Origin of the sequence: Pseudomonas gingeri, from assembly GCF_013385425.1 — a bacterium.
GTDB classification, from domain to species: domain Bacteria; phylum Pseudomonadota; class Gammaproteobacteria; order Pseudomonadales; family Pseudomonadaceae; genus Aquipseudomonas; species Aquipseudomonas gingeri_D.
Map to the genome: position 1 here is coordinate 195,427 of NZ_JACAQA010000004.1, position 23,127 is coordinate 218,553.

At 60.1% G+C, this 23,127-nt stretch carries 18 protein-coding genes; 3 read left to right on the top strand and 15 right to left on the bottom strand.

What is annotated here, in order from left to right:
* Positions 1-101: 101 nt before the first annotated feature.
* The 5 genes from HX830_RS06515 to HX830_RS06535 all read right to left on the bottom strand — a co-directional run bounded on the left by HX830_RS06515 (position 102) and on the right by HX830_RS06535 (position 5,050).
* Positions 102-1,265: a type III PLP-dependent enzyme gene (locus HX830_RS06515; RefSeq protein WP_103494710.1), complete on the bottom strand. Its 1,164-nt coding sequence runs from the start codon at positions 1,263-1,265 to the stop codon at positions 102-104.
* Positions 1,266-1,602: 337 nt separating this feature from the next.
* On the bottom strand, positions 1,603-2,760 hold the full coding sequence (locus HX830_RS06520) for an osmoprotectant ABC transporter ATP-binding protein OsmV (RefSeq protein WP_177099408.1): 1,158 nt from the start codon (positions 2,758-2,760) through the stop codon (positions 1,603-1,605).
* Complete coding sequence (locus HX830_RS06525; protein ID WP_103494712.1) at positions 2,757-3,410, bottom strand: ABC transporter permease; 654 nt, start codon at positions 3,408-3,410, stop codon at positions 2,757-2,759. Before HX830_RS06525 ends, HX830_RS06520 begins: the two co-directional genes overlap by 4 nt.
* Before the next feature lie 9 nt (positions 3,411-3,419).
* Positions 3,420-4,313 carry a glycine betaine ABC transporter substrate-binding protein gene (locus tag HX830_RS06530; protein ID WP_177099410.1) on the bottom strand — a complete coding sequence of 298 codons (894 nt, stop codon included), beginning with the start codon at positions 4,311-4,313 and terminating at the stop codon, positions 3,420-3,422.
* Between the two features lie 20 nt (positions 4,314-4,333).
* A complete protein-coding gene (locus HX830_RS06535) occupies positions 4,334-5,050 on the bottom strand; it encodes an ABC transporter permease (RefSeq protein WP_177099412.1) in 717 nt (238 codons plus the stop codon).
* Positions 5,051-5,389: 339 nt separating this feature from the next.
* Between HX830_RS06535 and HX830_RS06540 the strand changes: the two genes are divergently transcribed.
* Together HX830_RS06540 and HX830_RS06545 are read left to right on the top strand one after the other, a co-directional pair.
* Positions 5,390-6,973, top strand: coding sequence for a peptide chain release factor 3 (locus HX830_RS06540; protein ID WP_100941225.1), 1,584 nt, complete (start codon positions 5,390-5,392; stop codon positions 6,971-6,973).
* A gap of 524 nt (positions 6,974-7,497) precedes the next feature.
* Entirely contained in the window at positions 7,498-7,716 is a 219-nt protein-coding gene (locus HX830_RS06545) for a hypothetical protein (protein WP_152741215.1), read from the top strand.
* Between the two features lie 114 nt (positions 7,717-7,830).
* Here HX830_RS06545 and HX830_RS06550 read toward each other — a convergent pair whose 3' ends face one another.
* The 10 genes from HX830_RS06550 to HX830_RS06595 form a co-directional block, all read right to left on the bottom strand.
* The gene (locus tag HX830_RS06550) at positions 7,831-8,802 is read right to left on the bottom strand and encodes a peptide ABC transporter ATP-binding protein (RefSeq protein WP_103494716.1); all 972 of its coding nucleotides are present in this window, start codon (positions 8,800-8,802) and stop codon (positions 7,831-7,833) included.
* Positions 8,802-9,770, bottom strand: a complete 969-nt coding sequence (locus HX830_RS06555; protein ID WP_103494717.1) for an ABC transporter ATP-binding protein — start codon at positions 9,768-9,770, stop codon at positions 8,802-8,804. Before HX830_RS06555 ends, HX830_RS06550 begins: the two co-directional genes overlap by 1 nt.
* 10 nt (positions 9,771-9,780) lie before the next feature.
* The gene (locus HX830_RS06560; RefSeq protein ID WP_177099414.1) at positions 9,781-10,692 is read right to left on the bottom strand and encodes an ABC transporter permease subunit; all 912 of its coding nucleotides are present in this window, start codon (positions 10,690-10,692) and stop codon (positions 9,781-9,783) included.
* 10 nt (positions 10,693-10,702) lie between these two features.
* The gene (locus HX830_RS06565; RefSeq protein WP_100941231.1) at positions 10,703-11,713 is read right to left on the bottom strand and encodes an ABC transporter permease subunit; all 1,011 of its coding nucleotides are present in this window, start codon (positions 11,711-11,713) and stop codon (positions 10,703-10,705) included.
* A 76-nt stretch (positions 11,714-11,789) separates the two neighbouring features.
* Positions 11,790-13,385 (bottom strand): ABC transporter substrate-binding protein, encoded by a 1,596-nt coding sequence (locus tag HX830_RS06570; protein WP_177099416.1) that lies wholly within the window; start codon positions 13,383-13,385, stop codon positions 11,790-11,792.
* 81 nt (positions 13,386-13,466) lie between these two features.
* Positions 13,467-14,882, bottom strand: a complete 1,416-nt coding sequence (locus HX830_RS06575; RefSeq protein WP_177099418.1) for an OprD family porin — start codon at positions 14,880-14,882, stop codon at positions 13,467-13,469.
* A gap of 170 nt (positions 14,883-15,052) precedes the next feature.
* On the bottom strand, positions 15,053-16,651 hold the full coding sequence (locus tag HX830_RS06580; RefSeq protein ID WP_177099420.1) for an ABC transporter substrate-binding protein: 1,599 nt from the start codon (positions 16,649-16,651) through the stop codon (positions 15,053-15,055).
* A gap of 297 nt (positions 16,652-16,948) precedes the next feature.
* The gene (locus tag HX830_RS06585) at positions 16,949-18,574 is read right to left on the bottom strand and encodes an ABC transporter substrate-binding protein (protein WP_177099422.1); all 1,626 of its coding nucleotides are present in this window, start codon (positions 18,572-18,574) and stop codon (positions 16,949-16,951) included.
* A 257-nt stretch (positions 18,575-18,831) separates the two neighbouring features.
* A complete protein-coding gene (locus tag HX830_RS06590; RefSeq protein WP_152741210.1) occupies positions 18,832-20,433 on the bottom strand; it encodes an ABC transporter substrate-binding protein in 1,602 nt (533 codons plus the stop codon).
* 100 nt (positions 20,434-20,533) lie between these two features.
* A complete protein-coding gene (locus HX830_RS06595; protein ID WP_177099424.1) occupies positions 20,534-21,244 on the bottom strand; it encodes an SIMPL domain-containing protein in 711 nt (236 codons plus the stop codon).
* 435 nt (positions 21,245-21,679) lie between these two features.
* Here HX830_RS06595 and HX830_RS06600 point away from each other — a divergent pair, with 435 nt between their 5' ends.
* Positions 21,680-22,990: a hypothetical protein gene (locus HX830_RS06600; protein WP_177099426.1), complete on the top strand. Its 1,311-nt coding sequence runs from the start codon at positions 21,680-21,682 to the stop codon at positions 22,988-22,990.
* Positions 22,991-23,127 lie beyond the last annotated feature (137 nt).

The window sequence follows — 23,127 nt, forward strand, 5'->3', positions numbered from 1 at the left end:
GGTTTTGCAGCATGTGAAATAGAAAAGGCCCGTGAGGGTTCACGGGCCTTTCGGGAGCAACGCGCGGTGTCCGCAAGGCCGCCTTTCAGCGGCCCGGCGCATCACACGTAGAAGGATTTCAGCGGCGGGAAGCCATTGAATTCCACGGCGCTGTAGCTGGTGGTGTAGGCGCCAGTGGACAGCCAGTACAGGCGGTCGCCGATGGCCAGGTTCAGGGGCAGGCCGTACTTGTAGTTTTCATACATGATGTCGGCGCTGTCGCAGGTAGGGCCGGCGATGACCACTTCTTCCATCTCGCCTTTCTTCTCGGTCCAGATCGGAAACTTGATCGCCTCGTCCATGGTTTCGATCAGGCCGGAGAATTTGCCCACATCCGTGTACACCCATCGCTCGACGGCGGTACGGGATTTACGCGCGACCAGTACCACTTCGCTGACCAGGATGCCGGCGTTGGCGATCAGCGAACGGCCCGGTTCCAGGATGATTTCCGGCAGGTCGTCGCCGAAGTCTTCCTTGAGGAAACGGATGATTTCTTCCGCGTAGGTTTCCAGGCTGTTGGTACGGGTGATGTAGTTGGCCGGGAAGCCGCCACCCATGTTGATCAGCTTCAGGTGAATGCCGTCTTCTTCCTTCAGGCGTTCGAAGATCACCTTGACCTTGGCGATCGCCGCGTCCCAGACGCTGATATCGCGCTGTTGCGAACCGACGTGGAAGGACACGCCGTAAGGCACCAGGCCCAGGTCGCGGGCGAGGATCAGCAGGTCCATGGCCATGTCGGTCTGGCAACCGAACTTGCGCGACAGAGGCCAGTCAGCGGTGGTCGAGCCTTCGGTGAGGATGCGCACATAGACTTTCGAGCCCGGGGCGGCCTTGGCGATATTGCGCAGGTCGGCTTCGGAGTCGGTGGAGAACAGACGCACGCCCTTCTCGTAGAAGTAGCGGATGTCCTTGGATTTCTTGATGGTGTTGCCGTAGCTGATGCGGTCGGGGGTGACGCCCTGGCCCAGGACCTTGTCCAGCTCGTAGATCGACGCGATGTCGAAGCTGGAGCCTTTCTTGTTCAGCAGGTCGATGATCTCGACAGCCGGGTTGGCCTTGACGGCGTAATAGACCTTGGCGAATTCGAAACCGGCGCGCAGGTCATCGTAGGCCTGGCTGATCATCGCGGTGTCGATCACCACGAACGGGGTTTCTTGCTGGTCGGCGAACGCCTTCATTTTGTCAAAAGTGGCGCGCGCGAAATAGTCTTCGACCTGAATCGACATGCTGGGAACTCCTACTGGCAAACTAGATTGATCAATGGGTGCAAATGAACGTCCTCCGTATCCCCACTTTGGTTCGCCTACTTCCCAAGGCATGTCGCCGAAAGCAAAAAGGCCATGGGAACAACCGCTTCCCTTGGCCTTGCTGTCTCGTCGTCAGTACTTGAGCCGGATGGATCGTTTCCAGCATGGACGTTCGGCGCGAACTTTAGGACTTGAGGGGCTTGAGATCAACTAAAAATGTCGCGTTTTTACACGCGCCCGTCGCGTAGCCCGGATCAGTCACCTGTTTAACCGACCCGGATGACAGTCTGATGTTCCCGATCACTGACCGATGGTCTCAGGCCATGGCCACTTCAGCGGGCGAGACGATACTGGTCTTGGCCCCGCGCGAACGCCCGGAACTCAGGTAGGCGGCAATCGACTCCTGGGTCACTTCGCCAAGGAACACCCGCTCGGCGTCCATCACCGGCAGCCACGAACGATTGAACTCGTACATCCGCGACAACAGGATGCGCAGGTGCTCGTCGTAGGCCGCCGTGGCGTTGAACTCGCGCAGGAACTGCGCGCAGGTCCCGGTCTGACGGTGCAGGTCGCGACGTCGTACATAACCCAGTGCCTTGTTCCCGGCGTCGGTGACCACCACGTAGCGACGGTCATGTTCGTCCATCAGTTCCAGGGCATCGGCCACCGGGGTCTGCGGGCTTACCGAGGGCGCGTTGTCCGCCGCGTCTTCGGCTTTCACCAGCAGCAGGCGCTTGAGGGTGCTGTCCTGGCCGACAAAACTGCTGACGAAATCGTCGGCCGGGTGGGCCAGCAGGGTGTCCGGGTGGTCGATCTGCAACAGCTTGCCGGTGCGGAAGATGGCGATCTTGTCACCCAGCTTGATGGCTTCGTCGATATCGTGGCTGACCATGATCACGGTCTTGTTCAGCGCCCGCTGCATCTCGAAGAACTCGTTCTGGATCATCTCGCGGTTGATCGGGTCGACCGCGCCGAACGGCTCATCCATCAGCAGCAACGGCGCATCGGCCGCCAGGGCGCGGATCACGCCGATCCGCTGTTGCTGGCCACCGGACAGCTCACGCGGGTAGCGATGCAGGTACTGCTTGGGCTCCAGCTTGATCATGCTCATCAACTCGCGGGCGCGGTCGTGGCATTTCTGCTTGTCCCAGCCCAGCAGTTTCGGCACCACCACGATGTTTTCCTCGATGGTCATGTTGGGGAACAGGCCGATCTGCTGGATCACATAACCGATATTGCGGCGCAGGGTCACCTCGTCGAGGTCGGTGGTGTCTTCGCCGTTGATCAGGATCTTGCCCGAGGTGGGCTTGATCAGGCGGTTGATCATCTTCAGCGTGGTGCTCTTGCCGCAACCCGAAGGGCCGAGGAATACACAGATCTCGCCTTCGTTGACGGTCAGGCTCACGGAATCAACGGCGGTGATGGTCTTGCCGTTGCTTTGAAAGGTCTTGGTCAGGTTTTGAAGTTCGATCATTTGAGCAGTCCTTTTGGAGTCAGCGTGCGTTGCAGCCATTGCAGGAGCAGGTCGGCGGCGATGGCCAGGAGGCTGACCAGGACGGCGCCGACGATCAGCATCGACATGTCACTGCGACTGATGGCGGCCAGAATCAGTACCCCCAGGCCACCGGCACCGATGGTGGCGGCGATGGTCATGACACCGATATTCATCACCACGGCGGTGCGGACACCGGCGAGGATCACCGGCACCGCGATGGGCAGCTCGACCATGCGCAGGCGCTGGCCGAACGTCATGCCGATGCCCCGCGCGGCTTCGCGGATACCCGGCTCGACACCGGTCAGGGCCAGGTAGGTGTTGCGCATGATCGGCAGCAGGGAATAGAGAAACACGGCGGTGATCGCCGGCAGCGGTCCCAGGCCCTGGCCGAACCTGGAGTAGAACGGCAGCAGCAGGCCGAACAGGGCGATGGACGGCACGGTCAACAGCACGGTGGCGCTGGCCTGCAGTGGCCCGGCCAGGGTGGGGAAGCGGGTCATCAGCACGCCCAGGGGGACGCCGACGACAATCGCGAGAATGACGGCGATGCCCACCAGGGTGATGTGCTGCCAGGTCAGATGCAGGACCTGTGTCCAGTCGAGATGGGAAAAGGCGTTGAGAAATTCCATGTCTTCTCCTCAGTTGATCGGATGTTGGCGCAGGAAATCGGCGGCCACGGCGGACGGGCTTTCATGGTCGACATCGACCCGCGCATTCAACTGGCGCATGGTGTCGTTGTCGAACAGCGCCGCCAGTGGCTTGAGATCGGCGGCCAGTTGCGGATGGGCGTCGAGATAGACCTGGCGCACCACCGGTGCGGCGGTGTAGTCCGGGAAGTAATGCTTGTCGTCGTCCAGCAGCTTCAATTTGAAGGCGTTGAGGCGACCGTCGGTGGTGTAGACCAGGCCGGCAAATACCTGGCCGTTGCGTAGCGCCGTGTAGACCAGGCCGGCGTCCATCTGCCGGGTGTTCTTGCGGGTCAGGTTCATCTGGTACAGCTTGACCATGCCGGCCATGCCGTCGGAACGGTTGGCGAACTCGGTGTCCAGGGCCACCAGGCGGTTTTCCTGGCTGTCTTCGGCCAGGGCCTGGGTCAGGTCGCTGATGCTGTTGATCTGCGGGTATTGCTTGGCCACCTTCTCCGGCAGGGCCAGGGCGTAGGTGTTGCTGAACTTTGACGGCGCCAGCCAGACCAGGCCTTTTTTCGCGTCGAGCTCCTTGACCCTTACGTAGGACTGTTCGCTGTCGAGTTTTTCGTCGACATGGTTGTAGGCCACCAGCGACACGCCGGTGTATTCCCAGATCAGGTCCAGTTGCCCGCTTTCCTGGGCGCTACGCGCCAGGTTGCTGCCCAGGCCGCCGGTCACCTGGGGGTTGTAGCCCTTGGTGCGCAGGTACTGGGCGGTGATTTCCGCCAGCAGGGTCTGTTCGGTGAAGACCCGGGCGCCGATGCGGATCAGCGGTTTTTCAGCGGCTTGCGCAATTCCCGCGCACAGCAGGACGCAGACCAGTATTGCAGTCAGTCTTTTCATGTTGATTCCTTTGCCGAGCCTTAAGACGGGCGCAACCCGTGTTCCAGCCAGAGGCGGCTGGTCATGGTCACCAGGCCGTCGAGCAGCAAGGCCAGCAGCGCGGTACAGGCGGCGCCGAGCAGCAGTTGCGGCTGATTGTTCAGGGCGATGCCAGGGAAGATCAGGCTGCCCAGGCTGTTGGCGCCGATCAGGAACGCCAGGGGCGCGGTGCCGACGTTGATCGCCAGGGCCACCCGTACACCGCCGATGATGATCGGCACGGCGTTGGGCAGTTCCACCTGCAAGAGCACCTGGCGCGGGGTCATGCCGATGCCGACAGCGGCTTCTTTCAGGGAACCCTGGACGTTTTTCAGGCCTTCGTAGGTGTTGCGCACGATGGGCAGCAGGGAGGCGAGGAACAGGGCAAAGATCGCCGGGCCGCTGCCGATGCCCAGCACGCCGAGGGCGATGGCCAGTACGGCCAGGGGCGGGACGGTGTTACCGATATTGAAGATCTGCATGAAGCGTTCCGCGCGCCCGACCATGCTCGGTCGGCTCAGCAGGATACCGGCGGGAATCCCTACGATCAGGGCGGCAAGCATGGAGACAAGAACCAGGATCAGGTGAGCTTGCAGGTAAAACAGCAAATCGTCGCGGTACAGTTCGATCGTGTTGATGCCAATCCAGTGGACCAGCAGGGCCAGGAGAGCGACGACAACCGCTCCTCCTATCAGCCCTTTGCCATAGCGAATAGCCACAGGCGGACTCCTTTATTTCAGTCGGCGAGCACATTCCCGAGCGGCAATGCCATTCCTGGCTGTCGGCGAATATGTTCGCGAAATGCAGCTCGTCACTGCCGGCAAAGCGGCAGGCGGTCGAGCCATAAGCGCAGCCTCGTCAGGCTGACTTGCAGGTATTTCAGCCCCGGTACGATTCAGGTAGCAGGGGAGTGGACGCCTCCACCTTTTAAAAGGTTCCATGGTTGGCGGTATTTAGCCACCCTTGAAGTCACTGCAAACGGGTGAGCGGTGGTCCGTGGGCCTCGGTTTGCGCTATACTCGCCGCCCTTTTTTGACTCACCTGCCAGGCGATTTCCCATGACCCACCAGGCCGCCGAAGTCGCGAAACGCCGCACTTTCGCCATTATTTCCCACCCCGATGCCGGTAAAACCACCATCACCGAGAAGCTCCTGCTGATGGGCAAGGCGATCGCGGTGGCCGGCACGGTGAAATCCCGTAAATCCGACCGCCATGCCACCTCCGACTGGATGGAAATGGAAAAACAACGGGGTATCTCGATTACCACGTCGGTCATGCAGTTCCCGTATCGCGATCACATGATCAACCTGCTCGACACCCCGGGCCACGAAGACTTCTCCGAAGATACCTACCGCACCCTGACCGCGGTCGACTCGGCGCTGATGGTCCTCGATGGCGGTAAGGGCGTCGAGCCACGGACCATTGCCCTGATGGACGTCTGTCGCCTGCGGGACACGCCCATCGTCAGCTTTATCAACAAGCTCGACCGGGATATCCGTGATCCGATCGAACTGCTCGACGAGATCGAAGCCGTCCTGAAAATCAAGGCCGCGCCGATCACCTGGCCGATCGGTTGCTACCGCGACTTCAAGGGCGTGTACCACCTGGCCGACGACTACATCATTGTCTACACCGCCGGTCACGGGCATGAACGCACCGATGTGAAAATCATCGAGAAGCTCGACTCGGACGAAGCCCGTGCCCACCTGGGTGACGAGTACGACCGTTTTGTCGACCAGTTGGAGCTGGTGCAGGGGGCCTGCCACGAGTTCAACCAGCAGGAGTTCCTCGACGGTCAGCTGACCCCGGTGTTCTTCGGCACCGCCCTGGGCAACTTCGGTGTTGACCACGTGCTGGACGCGGTCGTTGATTGGGCGCCGATGCCTCTGGCTCGAGTCGCCAACGAACGTACCGTGGAGCCGGTGGAAGAGAAGTTCGCCGGTTTCGTGTTCAAGATCCAGGCGAACATGGACCCCAAGCACCGCGACCGGATCGCCTTTATGCGCATCTGTTCGGGCAAGTACGACAAGGGCATGAAAATGCGCCATGTGCGGACTGGCAAGGACGTGCGGATCGGCGATGCGCTGACCTTCTTCTCCTCCGAGCGCGAGCAGTTGGAAGAGGCCTATGCCGGCGACATCATCGGCTTGCACAACCACGGCACCATCCAGATCGGTGACACCTTCACCGAGGGTGAGGCCCTGGGCTTTACCGGTATTCCGCACTTCGCCCCGGAACTGTTCCGTCGCGTGCGCCTGCGTGACCCGCTCAAGTCCAAGCAACTGCGCCAGGGTTTGCAGCAGTTGGCGGAAGAGGGCGCGACCCAGGTGTTCTTCCCCGAGCGCAGCAACGACATCATCCTCGGCGCCGTCGGTGTGCTGCAGTTCGATGTGGTCGCCAGCCGCTTGAAAGAGGAATACAAGGTCGAGTGCTCCTATGAGCCGATCACCGTGTGGTCCGCGCGCTGGATCGATTGCAGCGACAAGAAGAAGCTCGACGAGCTTCGGGTCAAGGCCGTGGAAAACCTCGCGTTGGACGGCGGCGGTCACCTGACCTACCTGGCGCCGACCCGGGTCAACCTGGCGCTGATGGAAGAGCGCTGGCCGGACGTGAAATTCCGCGCGACGCGCGAACACCACTAAAGGCGTCATACGCAGTCATACTTGTCGCACTCTTGAAAAAACCGCTGCCCAGGCCGCGGGTTTTTTTATGGTCGTTGCGAAAACCGAGGTTTGGCGCGCTGCCCGTGCGGGAGCCGGCTTGTCGGCGGCGTTCGTATGGGGCGTGCAGGACTCAAGGGCCTCTTCGCGGGCAAGCCCTGCTCCTACAATATTGTGTCGTACACAAGATCAGTGAACGACGACGCACTGTAGGAGCAGGGCTTGCCCGCGAAGGCGATCGGGAGGGCGCTAAAGATTTACGGGCAATCGAGTGTCGAGCGACCATTGCTATAGCTTGGGCAGCGCTGAGAAGGGCAATCGAAAAACTACTTATGCTTTTTGAGTCTAATTATCATTCGGAATAATTCTATGGCAAGCCAGCAGTTTTCATCTGGCCAGTATGGAAAAGTCCGTTCAACGGGTCTAGGTTCAGACAAGTTGCCGTTGGCTTCTTGAAGTCGGCTGCAAGGTGCTGGTGATCTATCCACAGAGGGACGGAAGCGACGATGAAAATTTTTCAACGCAGCGTGCTGCTGATCAAGGTGCTGGTGTTGTTGATGGTGGGGGCTTCAAGTGCCTGGGCCAGTAATGCGGTGTCGGATCATGGAGCGGTTTCTCCTTCGAAATCCGCGGTGCACGCGCTTTACGCCGATGACACGGAAAAGAAAGCCCCGGATCAGGATGATCAAGGCGACAGCGATGAAGACGGTGACACCGATAGCTGAGTCGCACGAATGAAAAAGCCCCTTGCGCCCAGCGAATAACGCGCTCGACGAAAGAGGCCGTACTACCGTTTTCAGCGCTCTCGCTTACTCAGGAGAGCGCTTTTTTGTTGCCCGTCAGCCGAGGAATTGCTCCGCGTAATGGCAGGCCACCTGACGCGAGTCGAGCTCGCGCAAGGCCGGCTCTTCCGTGCTGCAACGCTCGGTGGCGTACGGGCAGCGCTTGTGGAAGGCGCAGCCGGACGGCGGATTGAGCGGGTTGGGTAGTTCACCGGCGATCTTGATCTTCGGTTTCAACGGATCCGGATGGATCGCCGGCGTCGCCGAAAGCAGGGCCTGGGTATAGGGGTGCAGGGGGCGGGCGTAGATGTCTTCCTTCGGCCCCATTTCCACCGGCCGACCGAGGTACATCACCAGCACCTGGTCGGCCACGTGACGGACCACCGCCAGGTTGTGGGAGATGAACACGTAGGCGGTGTTGAACTGCTGCTGCAGGTCCATGAACAGGTTCAGTACCTGGGCCTGGATCGAGACGTCCAGCGCCGAGGTCGGTTCGTCCGCCACCAGCACTTTCGGTTGCAGCATCATTGCCCGCGCCAGGGCGATCCGCTGGCGCTGGCCGCCGGAGAACATATGCGGGTAGCGATGATAGTGCTCTGGGCGCAAGCCGACCTGCTTCATCATCGCCTGGACTTTTTCCCGACGCTCGGCGGCGGACAGCTGGGTGTTGATCAGCAGCGGTTCACCCAACTGGTCGCCGATCTTCTGCCGAGGGTTGAGCGACGCGTAGGGGCTCTGGAACACCATCTGCACGTCTTTGCGCAGTTGCTTGCGCTGGGCCTTGTTGGCGCCGGCGACTTCCTGCCCGGCGATTTTCAATGAGCCGGACGACGGCTCCTCGATCAGCGTCAGGGCCCGGGCCAGGGTGGATTTGCCGCAACCCGACTCGCCGACCACGGCGAGGGTCTTGCCGGCTTCCAGCTCGAACGACACGCCATTGAGGGCGCGCACCAGCGCATGGCCCTTGAACAGGCCACGGGAGACTTCGTAGTGACGGGTGAGGTCGCGGGCGGTAAGAACGACGGCCATTACGCCACCTCCTGGTTCAGCGGGAAGAAGCAACGGGCAAGGCTCTTGGCTTTCGGGTCCAGGGTCGGACGCTGCTGCCGGCAGCTTTCCTGCACGTAGGGGCAGCGCGGCGACAGCAGGCAACCCACCGGCCGGTCATAACGCCCGGGCACGATGCCCGGCAGGGTCGACAGGCGCTCGGCCCCGAGGCTGTGTTCCGGAATCGCCTTGAGCAGGGCTTCGCTGTACGGATGCGCCGGCACATCGAACAGCCCCGGCACCATGCCGACTTCCACGGCCTGGCCGGCGTACATCACGCAGACCCGCTGGGCGGTTTCGGCGACGACCGCGAGGTCGTGGGTGATCAGCACCAGGCCCATGTTCTGCTCTTGTTGCAGGCTGAGTAGCAGGTCCATGATCTGCGCCTGGATGGTCACGTCCAGGGCGGTGGTCGGTTCGTCGGCGATCAGCAGCTTGGGTTCGCCGGCAATCGCCATGGCGATCGCGACGCGCTGGCTCATGCCGCCGGACAGTTGGTGCGGGTAGGCGTCCATGCGGCTGGCGGCGCCCGGGATCTCGACTTTTTCCAGCAGCTCGATGGCACGCTTGCGTGCCGCCTTGCCGGACATCTTCAGGTGCAGGCGCAGCACTTCCTCGATCTGGAAACCTACTGTGTAGCTGGGGTTCAGCGCGGTCATGGGGTCCTGGAAAACCATCGCCAGGTCCTTGCCGACCACCTGCCGACGTTGCCGGGCGCTGAGCTTGAGCATGTCCTTGCCGTCGAAGCGCAGGGCGTCGGCGGTGACAATGCCGGGGTGCTCGATCAGGCCCATCAGCGCCATCATGGTCACGGATTTACCCGAGCCCGACTCGCCAACGATGGCCAGGACTTCGCCTTTGTCCACTGTTATGTCGAGGCCGTCGACAACCGGCACGGCGGTCTGGTCGCCGAAGCGAACGTTGAGATTCTTGATTTCTAGCAGTGACATGGGAATCTCCTCAGGCGGCGTTCTTGAGTTTCGGGTCCAGCGCATCGCGCAGGCCGTCGCCCATCAGGTTGATTGCCAGCACGCTGAGCAAAATGGTCAAGCCAGGCAGACTGACCACCCACCAGGCGCGCTCGATGTAGTCGCGGGCCGAGGCCAGCATGGTGCCCCACTCCGGGGTGGGCGGTTGTACGCCCAGACCGAGGAAGCCCAGGGCGGCGGCATCGAGGATCGCCGAGGAGAAACTCAGGGTGGCCTGGACGATCAGCGGTGCCATGCAGTTGGGCAGCACGGTGATGAACATCAGGCGCGGCAGGCTGGCACCGGCCAGGCGTGCGGCGGTCACGTAGTCACGGTTCAGTTCGCCCATGACGGCGGCACGGGTCAGGCGCACGTAGGACGGCAGCGAGACAATGGCGATGGCGATCACGGTGTTGATCAGGCCAGGGCCGAGGATGGCGACGATCGCCACGGCCAGCAGCAGCGAGGGCAGGGCCAGCATGATGTCCATCAGGCGCATGATGGTCGGGCCGAGGATGCGCGGGAAGAAACCGGCCAGCAGGCCCATGAAGATGCCCGGGATCAGCGACATCACCACCGAGGACAGGCCGATCAGCAACGACAGGCGCGAACCGTGGATCAGCCGCGAGAGCAGGTCGCGGCCCAGTTCGTCGGTGCCCAGCAGGTACTGGACCTGGCCGCTGGCAAGCCATGACGGCGGGGTCAGCAGGGCGTCGCGGAACTGCTCGCTCGGGTCGTGCGGGGCGACCCAGGGGGCGAAGATCGCGCAGAACACCACCAGCGACATGAACAGCAGGCCGGCGACAGCGCCCTTGTTCTTGGCGAAGTGTTGCCAGAATTCCTTGTACGGAGAGGGGTACAGCAGGCTTTGATCGACGGCGGTCGAAGCAATAGTAGTACTCATGATCTTGATCTCAGCGCTGGTGGCGGATGCGTGGATTGACAAGGCCGTAGAGGATGTCCACGACGAAATTGACCACAATCACCAGGCAGGCGATTAACAGGATGCCGTTTTGCACGACGGGGTAGTCCCGGGCACCGATGGCTTCGATCAGCCATTTGCCGATACCGGGCCAGGAGAAGATGGTTTCGGTCAGCACGGCGCCGGCCAGCAGGGTGCCGACTTGCAGGCCGACCACGGTCAGCACCGGAATCAGTGCGTTGCGCAGGCCATGGACGAACACCACGCGGGCCGGCGACAGGCCCTTGGCCCGGGCGGTACGGATGTAGTCTTCGCGCAATACTTCGAGCATCGAGGAGCGGGTCATCCGGGCGATCACCGCCAGCGGGATGGTGCCCAGCACGATGGCCGGCAGGATCAGATGGTGCAGCGCATCCCAGAACGCGTCGGGCTGGTCGCTGAGCAAGGTGTCGATCAGCATGAAGCCGGTTCTCGGCTCGATGTCGTAGAGCAGGTCGATGCGTCCGGACACCGGGGTCCAGCCCAGGCTCACGGAGAAGAACATGATGAGGATCAGGCCCCACCAGAAGATCGGCATCGAATAGCCGGCCAGGGAGATCCCCATCACCCCATGGTCGAACAGGGACCCTCGCTTGAGGGCCGCAATCACCCCGGCGAGCAGTCCGAGGACCCCGGCGAACAGCAGGGCGGCCATGGACAGTTCCAGGGTGGCGGGGAACAGCGTGGTGAACTCGGTCCACACGCTGGTGCGGGTACGCAGGGACTCGCCGAGGTCGCCATGGGCGAGCTTGCCGACGTAGTCGATGTACTGGGCATAAAGCGGCTTGTTAAGACCGAGGCGTTCCATCGCCTGGGCGTGCATTTCCGGGTCGACCCGGCGCTCGCCCATCATGACTTCCACGGGATCGCCCGGGATCATGCGAATCAACGCGAAAGTCAGCAACGTGATGCCGAAGAACGTGGGGATCAGCAACCCCAGTCGGCGGGCAATAAAACTAAACATCGTGTGGTGTACCTCATCAGCCGGTTAGGCGTGCTCATCAGTACCCGGGGTCGGGTACCGACGAGCGTTTGTTGTTCTACTTCACCTGGGTGGTGGCGAAGTTATTCGTGGATAGCGGGCTCATGTGGTAGCCCTCTACGTTCTTGCGCATAGCGGTAAACATCTTCGGATGGGCATCGTTCACCCACAGGACCTGGTTGTGCAGGATCTCCAGGGCCTGTTCATAGAGTGCGGCACGTTGGGCGGGTTCAGTCTTGGCGCGAGCCTGGTCGATCAGCGCCTGGAACTGAGGATTGCACCAGCGGCTGTAGTTTTCGCCGTTTTTCGCCGCTTCGCAACTCAATAGCGGGCTGAGGAAATTATCCGGGTCGCCGTTGTCCCCGCTCCAGCCGGCGGAGACCATGTCGTGCTCGCCTTTTTTCGCCCGCTTGAGCATCTCGGCCCACTCCATGACGCGGATATCGAGCTTGATCCCGACCTTGGCCAGGTCGGCCTGCATCAGTTGCGCGCCGAGTTGCGGGTTCGGGTTGGTCGGGCCGCCGCCGTTGCGAGTATAGAGGGTAAAGACCGTGCCTTCGGGGACGCCGGCTTCCTTGAGCAGGGCGCGAGCCTTGTCCAGGTCCTGGGCCGGGTTCTTCAGCTTGTTGTTGTAGCCCAGCAGGGTCGAGGGGTAGGGATTCACTGCGGGGATGGCATTGCCCTTGCCGTACAGGGTGTCGACGTAGTTCTGCTTGTCCAGGGCCAGCTCGATGGCCTGGCGCACCCGCACATCGCTCAGGTACTTGTGTTCGGTGTTGATCGATACGTAGCCGGTGGCCATGGCCGCCATCTCATCGATCTTCAGGTTCGGATCAGCCTTGATGTTCGGCACGTCATCGGGTTTGGGGTACAGGGCGACCTGGCACTCGTTGGCCTTGAGCTTCTGCAGGCGGGTGTTGTTGTCGACGGTGATGGCCAGGATCAGGCTGTCCGCCGGCGGCTTGCCACGGAAATACTCCGGGTTGGCCTTGAAGCGGACCTGGGCGTCCTTGGCATAGCGCTGGAAGATGAACGGGCCGGTGCCGATCGGCTTGCTGTTGAGTTCGTCGAGCTTGCCGGCCTTGAGCAACTGGTCGGCGTATTCGGCGGAGTGGATCGAGGTGAAGGCCATGCCCAGGTCGGACAGGAACGGTGCCTCTGGACGATTGAGGGTGAAGCGCACGGTCAGGTCGTCGACTTTCTCGACGCTTTTGAGCAGGTTCTGGAAGTCCATGCTCTCGAAATACGGAAAACCGACGGTGGACGCCTTGTGCCATGGGTTATTGGGGTCCAGTTGACGCTGGAAGCTCCAGACCACGTCGTCGGCGTTCAGCTCGCGGGTCGGCTTGAAGTAGTCGGTGGTGTGGAACTTGACGCCTTTTCTCAGGTGAAAGGTGTATTGCAGGCCATCGGGGCTGATCTCCCAGCTTTCGGCCAAGGCCGGCTGGATCTCGGTGGTGCCGGGTTTGAAGTCCACCAGACGGTTGAACATCGTTTCAGCGGCGGCGTCGGCGGTGACGGCGGTGGTGTAGAGCACCGGGTCAAAACCTTCCGGGCTGGCTTCGGTACAGACCACCAAGGGTTTGGCGGAAACACCGATAGCCACGCTGAACACGGTGGCCGCGATGGCGGCGCGCAGGGGAAGCATCTTCATGTAAACCCTCCTTGATCGATTGAGCCAGATTAGACGCTGGGGCCGATTCGTCGAATCGGCCCCAGGGCCGTTCAGGTGTGGTTAGAGAATGTTGAATGGAATGGTGGTGACCAGGCGGAACTCGGTGATGCTGCCGTCGCCCTGGTTGGCCGTGGCTCGGTGCTCCGTATAGTTGGCCCGGATCGAGGCCGCCTTGAGCGGGCCGCTCTGGATGACATAGGACGCGCCGATGCCTTGCTCGTAGTGCTTCTCGTCATGCATGTTCTTCACATCGTAAGCGGTGCCGGTGTAGTGAGTCCCGTCGATGCCCCAGCCGTGGGCCTGGTAGACATTGAACTTCAATCCCGGAACGCCGTACTCGGCCATGTTCAGGCCATAGGCGATCTGGAAGGATTTTTCGTTCGGGCCGTTGAAGTCCGACAGCAGGGAGTTGGCCAGGTAGATACCGTTGGTTTCGTGCAGGTAGTCGAAGTACTCGTTACCGTCGATTTCCTGGTAGGAGAAGGTCAGGCTATGGGCCTGGTGGGTCAGGCCGAACGACAACGAGTAGGCGTCGTTGTTGATCTCACCCATCTTCTTTTTGCCGGTGTCGAGGGTCTTGTAGTAGTTCAGGCCCGTGGTCAGGCCCAGCACCGAGCTGTCGCCCAGTTCATGGGTGGCGCCGAAATAGTACTGGTTCCAGAAGTCTTCGACGTTGGACACGTAGAGGCTGGTTTTCAGGCTCTTGAACGGCTGATAGTTGAGACCCGCCATGTTGACGTGATCGGTCTCGACATCGATGTTGGTGTACTCGGAGCGGAATTTCGACAGGCTCTCTTCGGTCCTTGGCGACACCCGGTCAAAGGTGGCGGCGTCGAACGACAGGTTGTTGAACTCTTCGCTATGGAGGCTCACGCCTTCGAAGCTCGAGGGCAGTACGCGGTTGGGCATCACATCGACGATCGGCGTGCTGTAGCTCTGCCGGCCGGCGGTCACGGTGGTGTTCGACACGCGGAACTTGACGTTGGCCAGGCCGAGCTTGCTCCACTGGCCCTGCGCATCGCCGCCGTCCTTGGTCAGGGTGCGGTTGTTGCCCAGGCCGCCGACACCTGGAATCGGTGCGCCGCCATTGGCCGAAGCCAGGCGTTCGGTATCGCGTTCCAGGGCGACGACGTTATACACCGCCACTTCAGTGCTGACCCCAACGGTCCCCTCGCTGAAGCCGGAGTTGTACTTGACGATGGTGCCTTGCAGCCAGTTGATACGACGGTCGGTAGGGATCAATACGCCATGGTCGTTGTAGTGGAACTTGCCACCCCGTTGGAGCTGCTCGTTGGCATACCAGTTACGGGTGAGACCGCTCACGCTTTGCTCTTCGAAAAAGCCTTTGGTCTGTTCCTGGGCATTGGTCGAACTCAGGCTCGTCGGTACAAAATCCTGACTCTGGGTTTCAGCGTGGGCCATCACGGTGGCGCTGCTGATCGCTAAAGCCAACAACGCTTTTTGAGAGAGTTTCAAGGTTAAAGCTCCTTATTTTCTTTTTTTAATACCGGCCTTCTAGGCTGGTCCGGCTTTTTTGGTGGACACATTATTTGCTTGCGCAATCGTTTGCTTGGCAGAGTTTTGCCGAATTTCGGCTGCAAGTTTGCGTAGGGGCGAAATTCGCCCCCACAGCGCGGGTCACGGTTTTATTGTTCGATACTGACGCCCGAGAATGTGTTCCGGCCAAAGGGACTGACCTTGAAACCTTCGACTCTGGTGCTCAGCGGCTGGCTGACCGTCGAATGGGCGATGGGTGTAATCGGCACCTGTTGCTTGAACAACTGCTGGGCCTGTTGGTAGAGCGCCACGCGTTGATCGTGGTCGGTGATGAGCTTGGCCTGTTTGATCAGCTTGTCGTATTGCGGGTTGCACCACATTGAATAGTTGTTGCCGCCAATCGCGTCGCAACCGTAGAGGGTGCCGAGCCAGTTGTCCGGGTCGCCATTGTCACCGGTCCAGCCGATCAGGCTGATGTCGTGTTCGCCATTCTTGGTCCGTTTGATGTACTCGCCCCATTCATAGCTGACGATCTTCACCTTCAGGCCGATCTTCGCCCAGTCGGCCTGGAGCATTTCAGCCATCAGCTTGGCGTTGGGGTTGTACGGGCGTTGCACCGGCATGGCCCAGAGGGTGATCTCGGTGCCTTCCTTGACGCCGGCGGCCTTGAGCAACTGGCGGGCTTTTTCCGGATTGTATGGCGCGTCCTTGATGCTCTCGTCGTAGGACCACTGGCTCGGCGGCATGGCGTTGACCGCCAGTTGCCCGGCGCCCTGGTAGACGGCATTGAGAATGCTCGGTTTGTTCACCGCCATGTCCAGCGCCTGGCGGACCTGGAGCTGGTCGAAGGGTTTGTGCTGCACGTTGTAGGCGATATAGCCGAGGTTGAAACCGGGCTTCTGGATGACCTGCAGCTTGGGATCTTTCTTCAGCCCGTCAACATCGGCGGGGCGCGGGTGCAGGGTGATCTGGCATTCACCGCGCTTGAGTTTCTGCACCCGCACCGAAGCATCGGTGTTGATGGCGAAAATCAGCTGGTCGAGCTGGACCTTGTCCGGGTCCCAATACTGTTTGTTGGCCACGTAGCGGATCTGCGCGTCTTTCTGATAACGCTGGAACACGTACGGTCCGGTACCGATGGGCTTCTGGTTGATCTCGCTGGGTCTGCCGGCGGCGAGCAACTGGTCGGCGTATTCGGCGGAGAGAATCGCGGCGAAGCTCATGGCGATATTCTGGATGAACGCGGCGTCGACCGAATTGAGGGTCATGACCACGGTCAGCGGCCCGGTCTTTTCGACCTTGGCAATGTTCTTGTTCAGGCTCATCCCGTTGAAGTACGGAAACTCGGTGGGGTAGGCCTTGCGAAACGGCTGCGCGGGATCGAGCATGCGGTTGAAGGTGAACACCACGTCGTCGGCGTTGAAGTCGCGGGACGGTGTGAAATAGGCGGTGGTGTGGAACTTCACGCCACGGCGCAGGTGGAAGGTATACACCAGGCCATCCGCTGAAATATCCCAACTTTCGGCCAGCGCCGGTGCGACGGAGGTCTCACCTTTGACGAACTCCACCAGCCGGTTGTACAGCGGCTCGGCGGCATCGTTGTCGGTGGCGGTGGTGTACTGCGCGGTGTCAAACCCGGCCGGGCTGCCCTCGGAGCAGAACACCAGGCTGCCGGCAGCCTGGGCAAAAGGGGCACCCGCCCACAGGGCGGCTCCCACCAAAGCGGATAAAGTGAAGGTCTGGCGCATGACGGTCCCAATCCTTTTGTTATTGTCATCGGCGAACGATGGCCGTGTTGGGAACACGGGAACTCTCGCCGATCAAGTCAGTGAATGCAGCAATGCCGCTCGTGAACGCATGTCAGCGAAGTCTTGACGTTACGAGGCCAAGTCGATGCGGTAAATGCGTAGAGCCTTAGAGAGCTGTAGGAAAACTCTGTGCAGCGGTCATCCGTTTGCGTGTTTCCGCCGACGGATTCCGGACAATTCCTGCAATTCTGGCGGGGAGGCGAAGACAGCGTCCTAGGACGTTGTCTTCGCGCAACCTCACTTGCTGACGCTGACGCCGTAGAAGGAGTTCAAGCCGAACGGGCTGATCTTGAAGTCCTGCACCTTGGCGCTCATGGGTTGGTACACCGTCGAGTGTGCGATAGGTGTATAGGGGACTTGGTCTTTGAGGATGTGTTGCGCCTGCTTGTACAGCTCGGTGCGTTTGGCCTGGTCGGCAGTCGACTTGGCTTCCTTGATCAGGTCCTCGAAAGGTTTGTAGCAGAACTTCGAGAAGTTGTTGCCGTTGACCGCATCACAGCCGAACAGCACGCCCAGCCAGTTGTCGGGGTCCCCATTGTCACCGCTCCAACCGATCAGCATGGCTTGCTGCTCGCCACCCTTGGCCCGCTTGAGGTATTCGCCCCACTCGTAGCTGACGATCTTGACGTTGAGGCCGATGTTCTTCCAGTCGGACTGGAGCATTTCAGCCATCAGCTTGGCGTTGGGGTTGTACGGACGCTGGACCGGCATGGCCCACAGGGTGATCTCGGTGCCTGGCTTGACGCCGGCTTCCTTGAGCAGTTCCTTGGCTTTTTCCGGATCGTACTTGGCGTCCTTGACGGTGGTGTCGTAGGACCATTGGGTCGGCGGCATGGCATTGACGGCCAGTTGGCCGGCGCCCTGGTAAACCGATTCGATGATCTGCTTCTTGTTCACCGACATGTCCAGCGCTTGGCGTACGCGCAGGTCAGCCAAGGGGTTGGCGGCGGTCTGGTCCTTGAGGACCGGCATCACGTTGTAGGCGATGTAACCCAGGTTGAAGCCGGCCTGTTCAGGCATCTTCAGGCTGCTGTCGGCCTTGAGCGGGGCGATGTCGGCCGGACGTGGGTAGGCGGTGATCTGGCATTCGCCTTTCTTGAGCTTCTGCGCGCGTACCGACGGGTCGGTGGTGATGGCGAAGATCAGGTTGTCGACCTTGACGTCTTCAGGCTTCCAGTAGTCCTTGTTCCCGGTGTAGCGGATGTTGGAGTCTTTCTGGTAGCTCTTGAACACGAACGGACCGGTGCCGATCGGCTTCTGGTTGATGTCGCTGGCCTTGCCTTCCTTGAGCAGCTTGTCGGCGTACTCGGCGGACTGGATCGAGGCGAAGCTCATCGCCAAGTCCTGGATGAACGCGGCGTCCACGGTTTTCAGGGTGAACTTGACGGTCTTGTCGTCGAGTTTTTCCACCTTGGTGATGTTGCCGTCCATGCCCATGTCGGTGAAGTACGGGAATTCGGTCGGGTACGCCTTGCGGAACGGCATGTCCTTGTCGAGCATGCGGTTGAAGGTGAACAGCACGTCGTCGGCGTTGAAATTACGCGTCGGCTTGAAGTAGTCGGTGGTGTGGAACTTGACGCCTTCACGCAGGTGGAAGGTGTAGCTCAGGCCGTCCGGGGTCACGTCCCAGCTGGTCGCCAGGCCAGGAATCACGGCGGTGCCGCCACGTTCGAACTGGCTCAGACGGTTGAAGACGGTTTCCGCGGAGGCGTCGAAGTCGGTTCCGGCGGTGTACAGGCCTGGATCGAAACCGGCCGGGCTCCCTTCGGAGCAGAACACCAGGTTAGTCGCGGCGACGGCGAACGGTGCGCTGGCCAAGAGGCCTGCGCCGACTAAAAACGGAATGACTGCTTTTTTAAGCATGGTGGCCTCATGATTTGTTGTCATTTTTGGTTTTGAGGACGACCTCGTGAGTCGACCTGCGGATACTTATGCAGGCCCCATACCCATTGCAAGATGCAGAGACGTGCGAAGCCTCAAAGAGTGGCACGAACGTACACGAATGTCGCATATGTGTAAATTCTGACGCATTTGACAGGTTTCGAGGGTTTTTTCAGGTGCGCGGGACGCACTTCAAGCGGGCAACCGGGGCGTCTGGCGCACCCGGTTGGGGCGTTAAGTTACTGGCCCAGGCTCACGCCGTAGAAGGGCGTCAGGCCGAAAGGGCTGATCTTGAAGTCGTGCACTTCCTTGCGCATCGGCTGGAACACCGTCGAGTTGGCGATCGGGGTGATCGGCACCTGTTCCTTGAGGACTTTCTGCGCCTGCTGGTAGAGCTTGACCCGTTCGTCATGGTTGCTGCTGAGCTTGGCTTTCTGGATCAGTTGATCATAGGCCGGGTCGCACCATTTCGCGTAGTTGCTGCCCTTGACCGCGGCGCAGCTGTAGAGCACGCCGAGCCAGTTGTCCGGGTCACCGTTGTCGCCGGTCCAGCCGTAGATCATGACGTCATGCTCGCCGTTCTTGGCGCGCTTGATGTACTCGCCCCACTCATAGCTGACGATATTGGCCTTGATCCCGACCTTGGCCCAGTCGGCCTGGATCATCTGCGCCGACATCCGCGCGTTGGGGTTGGAGGCCCGTTGCACGGTCATCGCCCACAGGTCGATGCTGGTGCCTTCGGCCACGCCGGCTTCCTTGAGCAGCGCGCGGGCCTTGGTCGGGTCGTAGGGCGCGTCCTTGATGGTCGGGTCATAAGACCACTGGCCCGGTGGCAAGGCGTTCTGCGCCAGTTGGCCGGCGCTCTGGTAGACGGCCTTGATGATCGCCGGCTTGTCGATGGCCATGTCCAGGGCCTGGCGGACCTTCAGCTGGTCCAGGGGCTTGTGGGTCACGTTGTAGGCGAGGAAGCCGAGGTTGAAACCTGGCTGCTGGAGCACCACCAGGTTCTTGTCCTGCTTCATGATCTCGATATCGGCCGGGCGCGGGTAGCCGCTGACCTGGCATTCCCCCGCCTTGAGTTTTTGCAGGCGGGCGGCGGCATCCGGGGTGATGGCGAAGATCAGGTTATCGAGTTTGACGTCCTCGGGTTTCCAGTAGTCCTTGTTGGCCACATAGCGGATCTGCGAGTCCTTCTGGTAGCGCTTGAACACGAACGGCCCGGTTCCCACCGGCTTCTGGTTGATGTCGGCGGCGCGACCTTCCTTGAGCAGCTTGTCGGCGTATTCGGCGGACTGGATCGAGGCGAAGCTCATGGCCAGGTTCTGCACGAAGGCGGCGTCGATATGGTTCAGGGTGAAGCGCACGGTCTGCTCGTCGAGTTTTTCGACGTTCTTGATCGTGGTGTTGAGGTCCATATCGCTGAAATATGGCGATTCCGAAGGGTAGGCCTTGCGGAACGGATGATTGGCATCGAGCAGGCGCTGGAAGGTGAAGAGCACGTCCTCGGCGTTGAAGTCGCGGCTCGGCTTGAAGTCATCGGTGGTGTGGAACTTCACGCCGGAGCGCAGGTGGAAGGTGTAGCTCAGGCCGTCCGGAGCAACGTCCCAACGGGTGGCCAGGCCGGGCTCGACCTCGGTGCCGCCGCGCTTGAACTGGGCCAGGCGGTTGAACACGGTTTCGGCCGAGGCGTCGAAGTCGGTGCCGCTGGTGTACTGGCTCGGGTCGAAGCCTGCGGGGCTGGCTTCGGAGCAGTAGACCAGGGTCGAGGCCGCCTGGGCCAAGGGTGTACAGGCCAGCAGGGTGGCCGCCAGCAGCAGCGGTTTGAAGGCAATTTTTTCCATTGAAAAGCCTCGAAGGTGCGTAATAGAGCGGGGAGGGGTCCGACTCTAGCACGGCCTATCGAGGCCTTGGTGCCGACAATACGGGGTCAGCGAAGAGTGGTTACTGCTGGACCTCGATCACCCCCTCGGCATTCATGTTGACTTGTGCCTTGCCGGCTTCCACGTCCGGTGTCGGCGCGGCATCCATGGCTGGGGCTTTCATCATCATCATCGCGCCACGGGCGAACGGCTGTGGATAACCGTTGCTGCTGAGGTTCAGGTTGACGATCTTGTAGCTCTTGCCGCCCAGGGCCTCGGTGGCCAGTTGGGCACGTGCCTTGAACGCGGCGATGGCTTCCTTGAACAGGGCATCCTCGCTGGTCTTGCGGGTGGCGGTGGAAATGGCGAAGTTCATGCTTTCCATTTTCAGGTCCTGCATCAACTCACCGGTCAGCTTGGACAGCGCGGCGAAGTCGGCGCTTTCCAGGCGCAGCTCGGTGCGTTCGCGCCAGCCGGTGATCTTCTGGGTCTTGTTGTCGTAGATCGGGTAGCTGTTGCGGCTGCCCTGGCGCAGGGTGATTTCCTTGACCGCCTTGGCCTGGCCCAGTGCCTTGTTCAGGGTGGTGGTGATATCGGCGGCGAGCTTGGCCGGATCGCTGTTCTGCGCCTCGGTATAGAGGGTCACGATCATCAGGTCGCGGTCCACTTCCTGGCTGGCTTCGGCACGCAGGGAAATCTGGTTGTAGTGCGGCTCGTCGGCGGCCAGGGCCGGCAGGCTGGCCAGGGTACTGAGGCTGAGGGCGAGAAGGGCGGCGCGGCGCGTGAAGTGCATAAAGGCTCCTTGGGATTCGATGCGCGGGTGGTGTCGGGCAGTCCCGCGTGCAGGCATCAGACTACGCCGGGATTGTCCGGTTCGCGTCGTTACAACTTCAATACATATAGCGGCCACTGCCCACGAGGTTGCGCTGTTTTTACCCGTGGGCGCAGATCGACACAAGGCGGCTTTTCACCGTGCTGGCGGCATTCAACGCTTGTACGTCGGTAGCGCAGGGAGTGGTTGCGCGTCTCATGGACTACTTTGAGCAAAGACAGAGAATGTACAAATTATACGAGAAAATTTATGTCTTTATACTTAGATCAATCGCTGATCGTTAATAAGGGTTTTTATATCTAATCCATCTAGTGAACTGTCATTTCTGACAGGTGACGATTTACTATCAGGCGCGTTAATGTCTTTTCTTCGTCAATCCTTATGGAGGGTTAATATATGACTGGTTCAAATGATTCAAGCGAAAAAGCAGAGGTTCGGGGTAGCCTGGACTATACGTTTGGTGTGGCCGGTAAAGTTTATTTGTTTGATGGCACCGGAGTTTATCTGCAGCCCTGCGCTACTCATATACTCCCAGACGGAAAAATACTGTGCGCAGCCTACTCGGTTCAGCTTCAGACGACCTATCTGATCAGGCTTGATGATCGGGGTGTTGTAGATGCAAGTTTTGGTAGTGCGGGGATTTCTCGATTTAAGCTGTCTGATTTTTTTCCAGGGATGGGGCTGGCGCAACCTTATAATGTGAAATTTGATGTTGATCGTAATAAGGTTGTGATGGGTTTCTTTGTCGGTGATGGATCTAATACCGGAGTCACGGGGTTGGCAAGGTTTGAGTTGAATGGGAATTTAGATGAGGATTTCGGGATTGACGGGGTAATGATCTGGAGCTATGAAGATACAAGCAATGTTCCGTGGGCAGCGGTTTCACCTGATGAGGAGGCTATACGAAACGCCGGCTCCCGGAGTTATCATGGGGCGATGGCGTTACTGGATGACGGCGGCGTCATGATTCTGTCGACTCTCCATGTTGGTGTTTTTGATGTGACTTTTCTCACGAAAGTGGGTAATGATGGTTTCCTGGACAAAACATTTTGTGAAGTGGGGTACAAGTCTATTTCTCGAAATAATCGGCATGTCTGGGCCGAAGACCTTTTGCGCCAAGGTGACCATTTTTTGGTGGCAGTCACCTCTCGCTTTACTGGGGCGGGGGAGTGGTTTATTGCCAGATATGATGCTGATGGTAATTTGGATACTCATTTTGCGACCGATGGCTACTATGATGGCCCGCCGAGTGTCAAAAACGTCATTTTGCCTAGGGTGAGCGACGCGAAATTGTATTTTGTCGGGACCTCTGCAAATACAGCCTCCCAGCATTTGTTCATTGTGCTCCAACGTCGTGGAATGGATGGCCAGGTGGATCCGCTTTTTGGAGAGCAAGGATGGGCTGGCTCTGTCGGTGGTCCAAACACGGCTGACACTGTGGTCTGGAAAGCGGCGCTCTATAATCCGCGATCAACCGTGGTCGTTGCAGGCTCTGTTGCGCTTGCCTCTTCTGGCTTTAGTAAAGTTTTTATTGCCAGCATCGAGCAGGATATGGGGTGGGACGGTACCTTTGGTAATGAGGGGGTTGTCATGTTCGACGGTGAGGCCATTATCAATGGGCTTTCTGTACAGCCGGACGGGAAAATTATCTTCATTTACAAAGTGGACCAGTCCGCCGCCTTTGCTCTGGTGCGATTGCATGGATAAACAGTGGCGTTCAGCCGGCCGTTGAATCGTTTTCCAATGGCCGGTTTCACAAAGCTCACTGATGTCTGCCGACTGTGGCGGTTTGCCGCATATTCGCCTGTCCGCGCCCCGGCTGGTTATACTCGTGGCGATCCGCC

Excerpts from the sequence above, each read along its gene's own strand:
- HX830_RS06590 (WP_152741210.1), bottom strand. The coding sequence starts at position 20,433 with ATGGAAAAAATTGCCTTCAAACCGCTGCTGCTGGCGGCCACCCTGCTG.
- HX830_RS06520 (WP_177099408.1), bottom strand. The coding sequence starts at position 2,760 with ATGATCGAACTTCAAAACCTGACCAAGACCTTTCAAAGCAACGGCAAG.
- HX830_RS06565 (WP_100941231.1), bottom strand. The coding sequence starts at position 11,713 with ATGTTTAGTTTTATTGCCCGCCGACTGGGGTTGCTGATCCCCACGTTC.
- HX830_RS06580 (WP_177099420.1), bottom strand. The coding sequence starts at position 16,651 with ATGCGCCAGACCTTCACTTTATCCGCTTTGGTGGGAGCCGCCCTGTGG.
- HX830_RS06600 (WP_177099426.1), top strand. The coding sequence starts at position 21,680 with ATGACTGGTTCAAATGATTCAAGCGAAAAAGCAGAGGTTCGGGGTAGC.
- HX830_RS06540 (WP_100941225.1), top strand. The coding sequence starts at position 5,390 with ATGACCCACCAGGCCGCCGAAGTCGCGAAACGCCGCACTTTCGCCATT.
- HX830_RS06525 (WP_103494712.1), bottom strand. The coding sequence starts at position 3,410 with ATGGAATTTCTCAACGCCTTTTCCCATCTCGACTGGACACAGGTCCTG.
- HX830_RS06515 (WP_103494710.1), bottom strand. The coding sequence starts at position 1,265 with ATGTCGATTCAGGTCGAAGACTATTTCGCGCGCGCCACTTTTGACAAA.
- HX830_RS06595 (WP_177099424.1), bottom strand. The coding sequence starts at position 21,244 with ATGCACTTCACGCGCCGCGCCGCCCTTCTCGCCCTCAGCCTCAGTACC.
- HX830_RS06585 (WP_177099422.1), bottom strand. The coding sequence starts at position 18,574 with ATGCTTAAAAAAGCAGTCATTCCGTTTTTAGTCGGCGCAGGCCTCTTG.
- HX830_RS06560 (WP_177099414.1), bottom strand. The coding sequence starts at position 10,692 with ATGAGTACTACTATTGCTTCGACCGCCGTCGATCAAAGCCTGCTGTAC.
- HX830_RS06530 (WP_177099410.1), bottom strand. The coding sequence starts at position 4,313 with ATGAAAAGACTGACTGCAATACTGGTCTGCGTCCTGCTGTGCGCGGGA.
- HX830_RS06555 (WP_103494717.1), bottom strand. The coding sequence starts at position 9,770 with ATGTCACTGCTAGAAATCAAGAATCTCAACGTTCGCTTCGGCGACCAG.
- HX830_RS06570 (WP_177099416.1), bottom strand. The coding sequence starts at position 13,385 with ATGAAGATGCTTCCCCTGCGCGCCGCCATCGCGGCCACCGTGTTCAGC.
- HX830_RS06545 (WP_152741215.1), top strand. The coding sequence starts at position 7,498 with ATGAAAATTTTTCAACGCAGCGTGCTGCTGATCAAGGTGCTGGTGTTG.
- HX830_RS06550 (WP_103494716.1), bottom strand. The coding sequence starts at position 8,802 with ATGGCCGTCGTTCTTACCGCCCGCGACCTCACCCGTCACTACGAAGTC.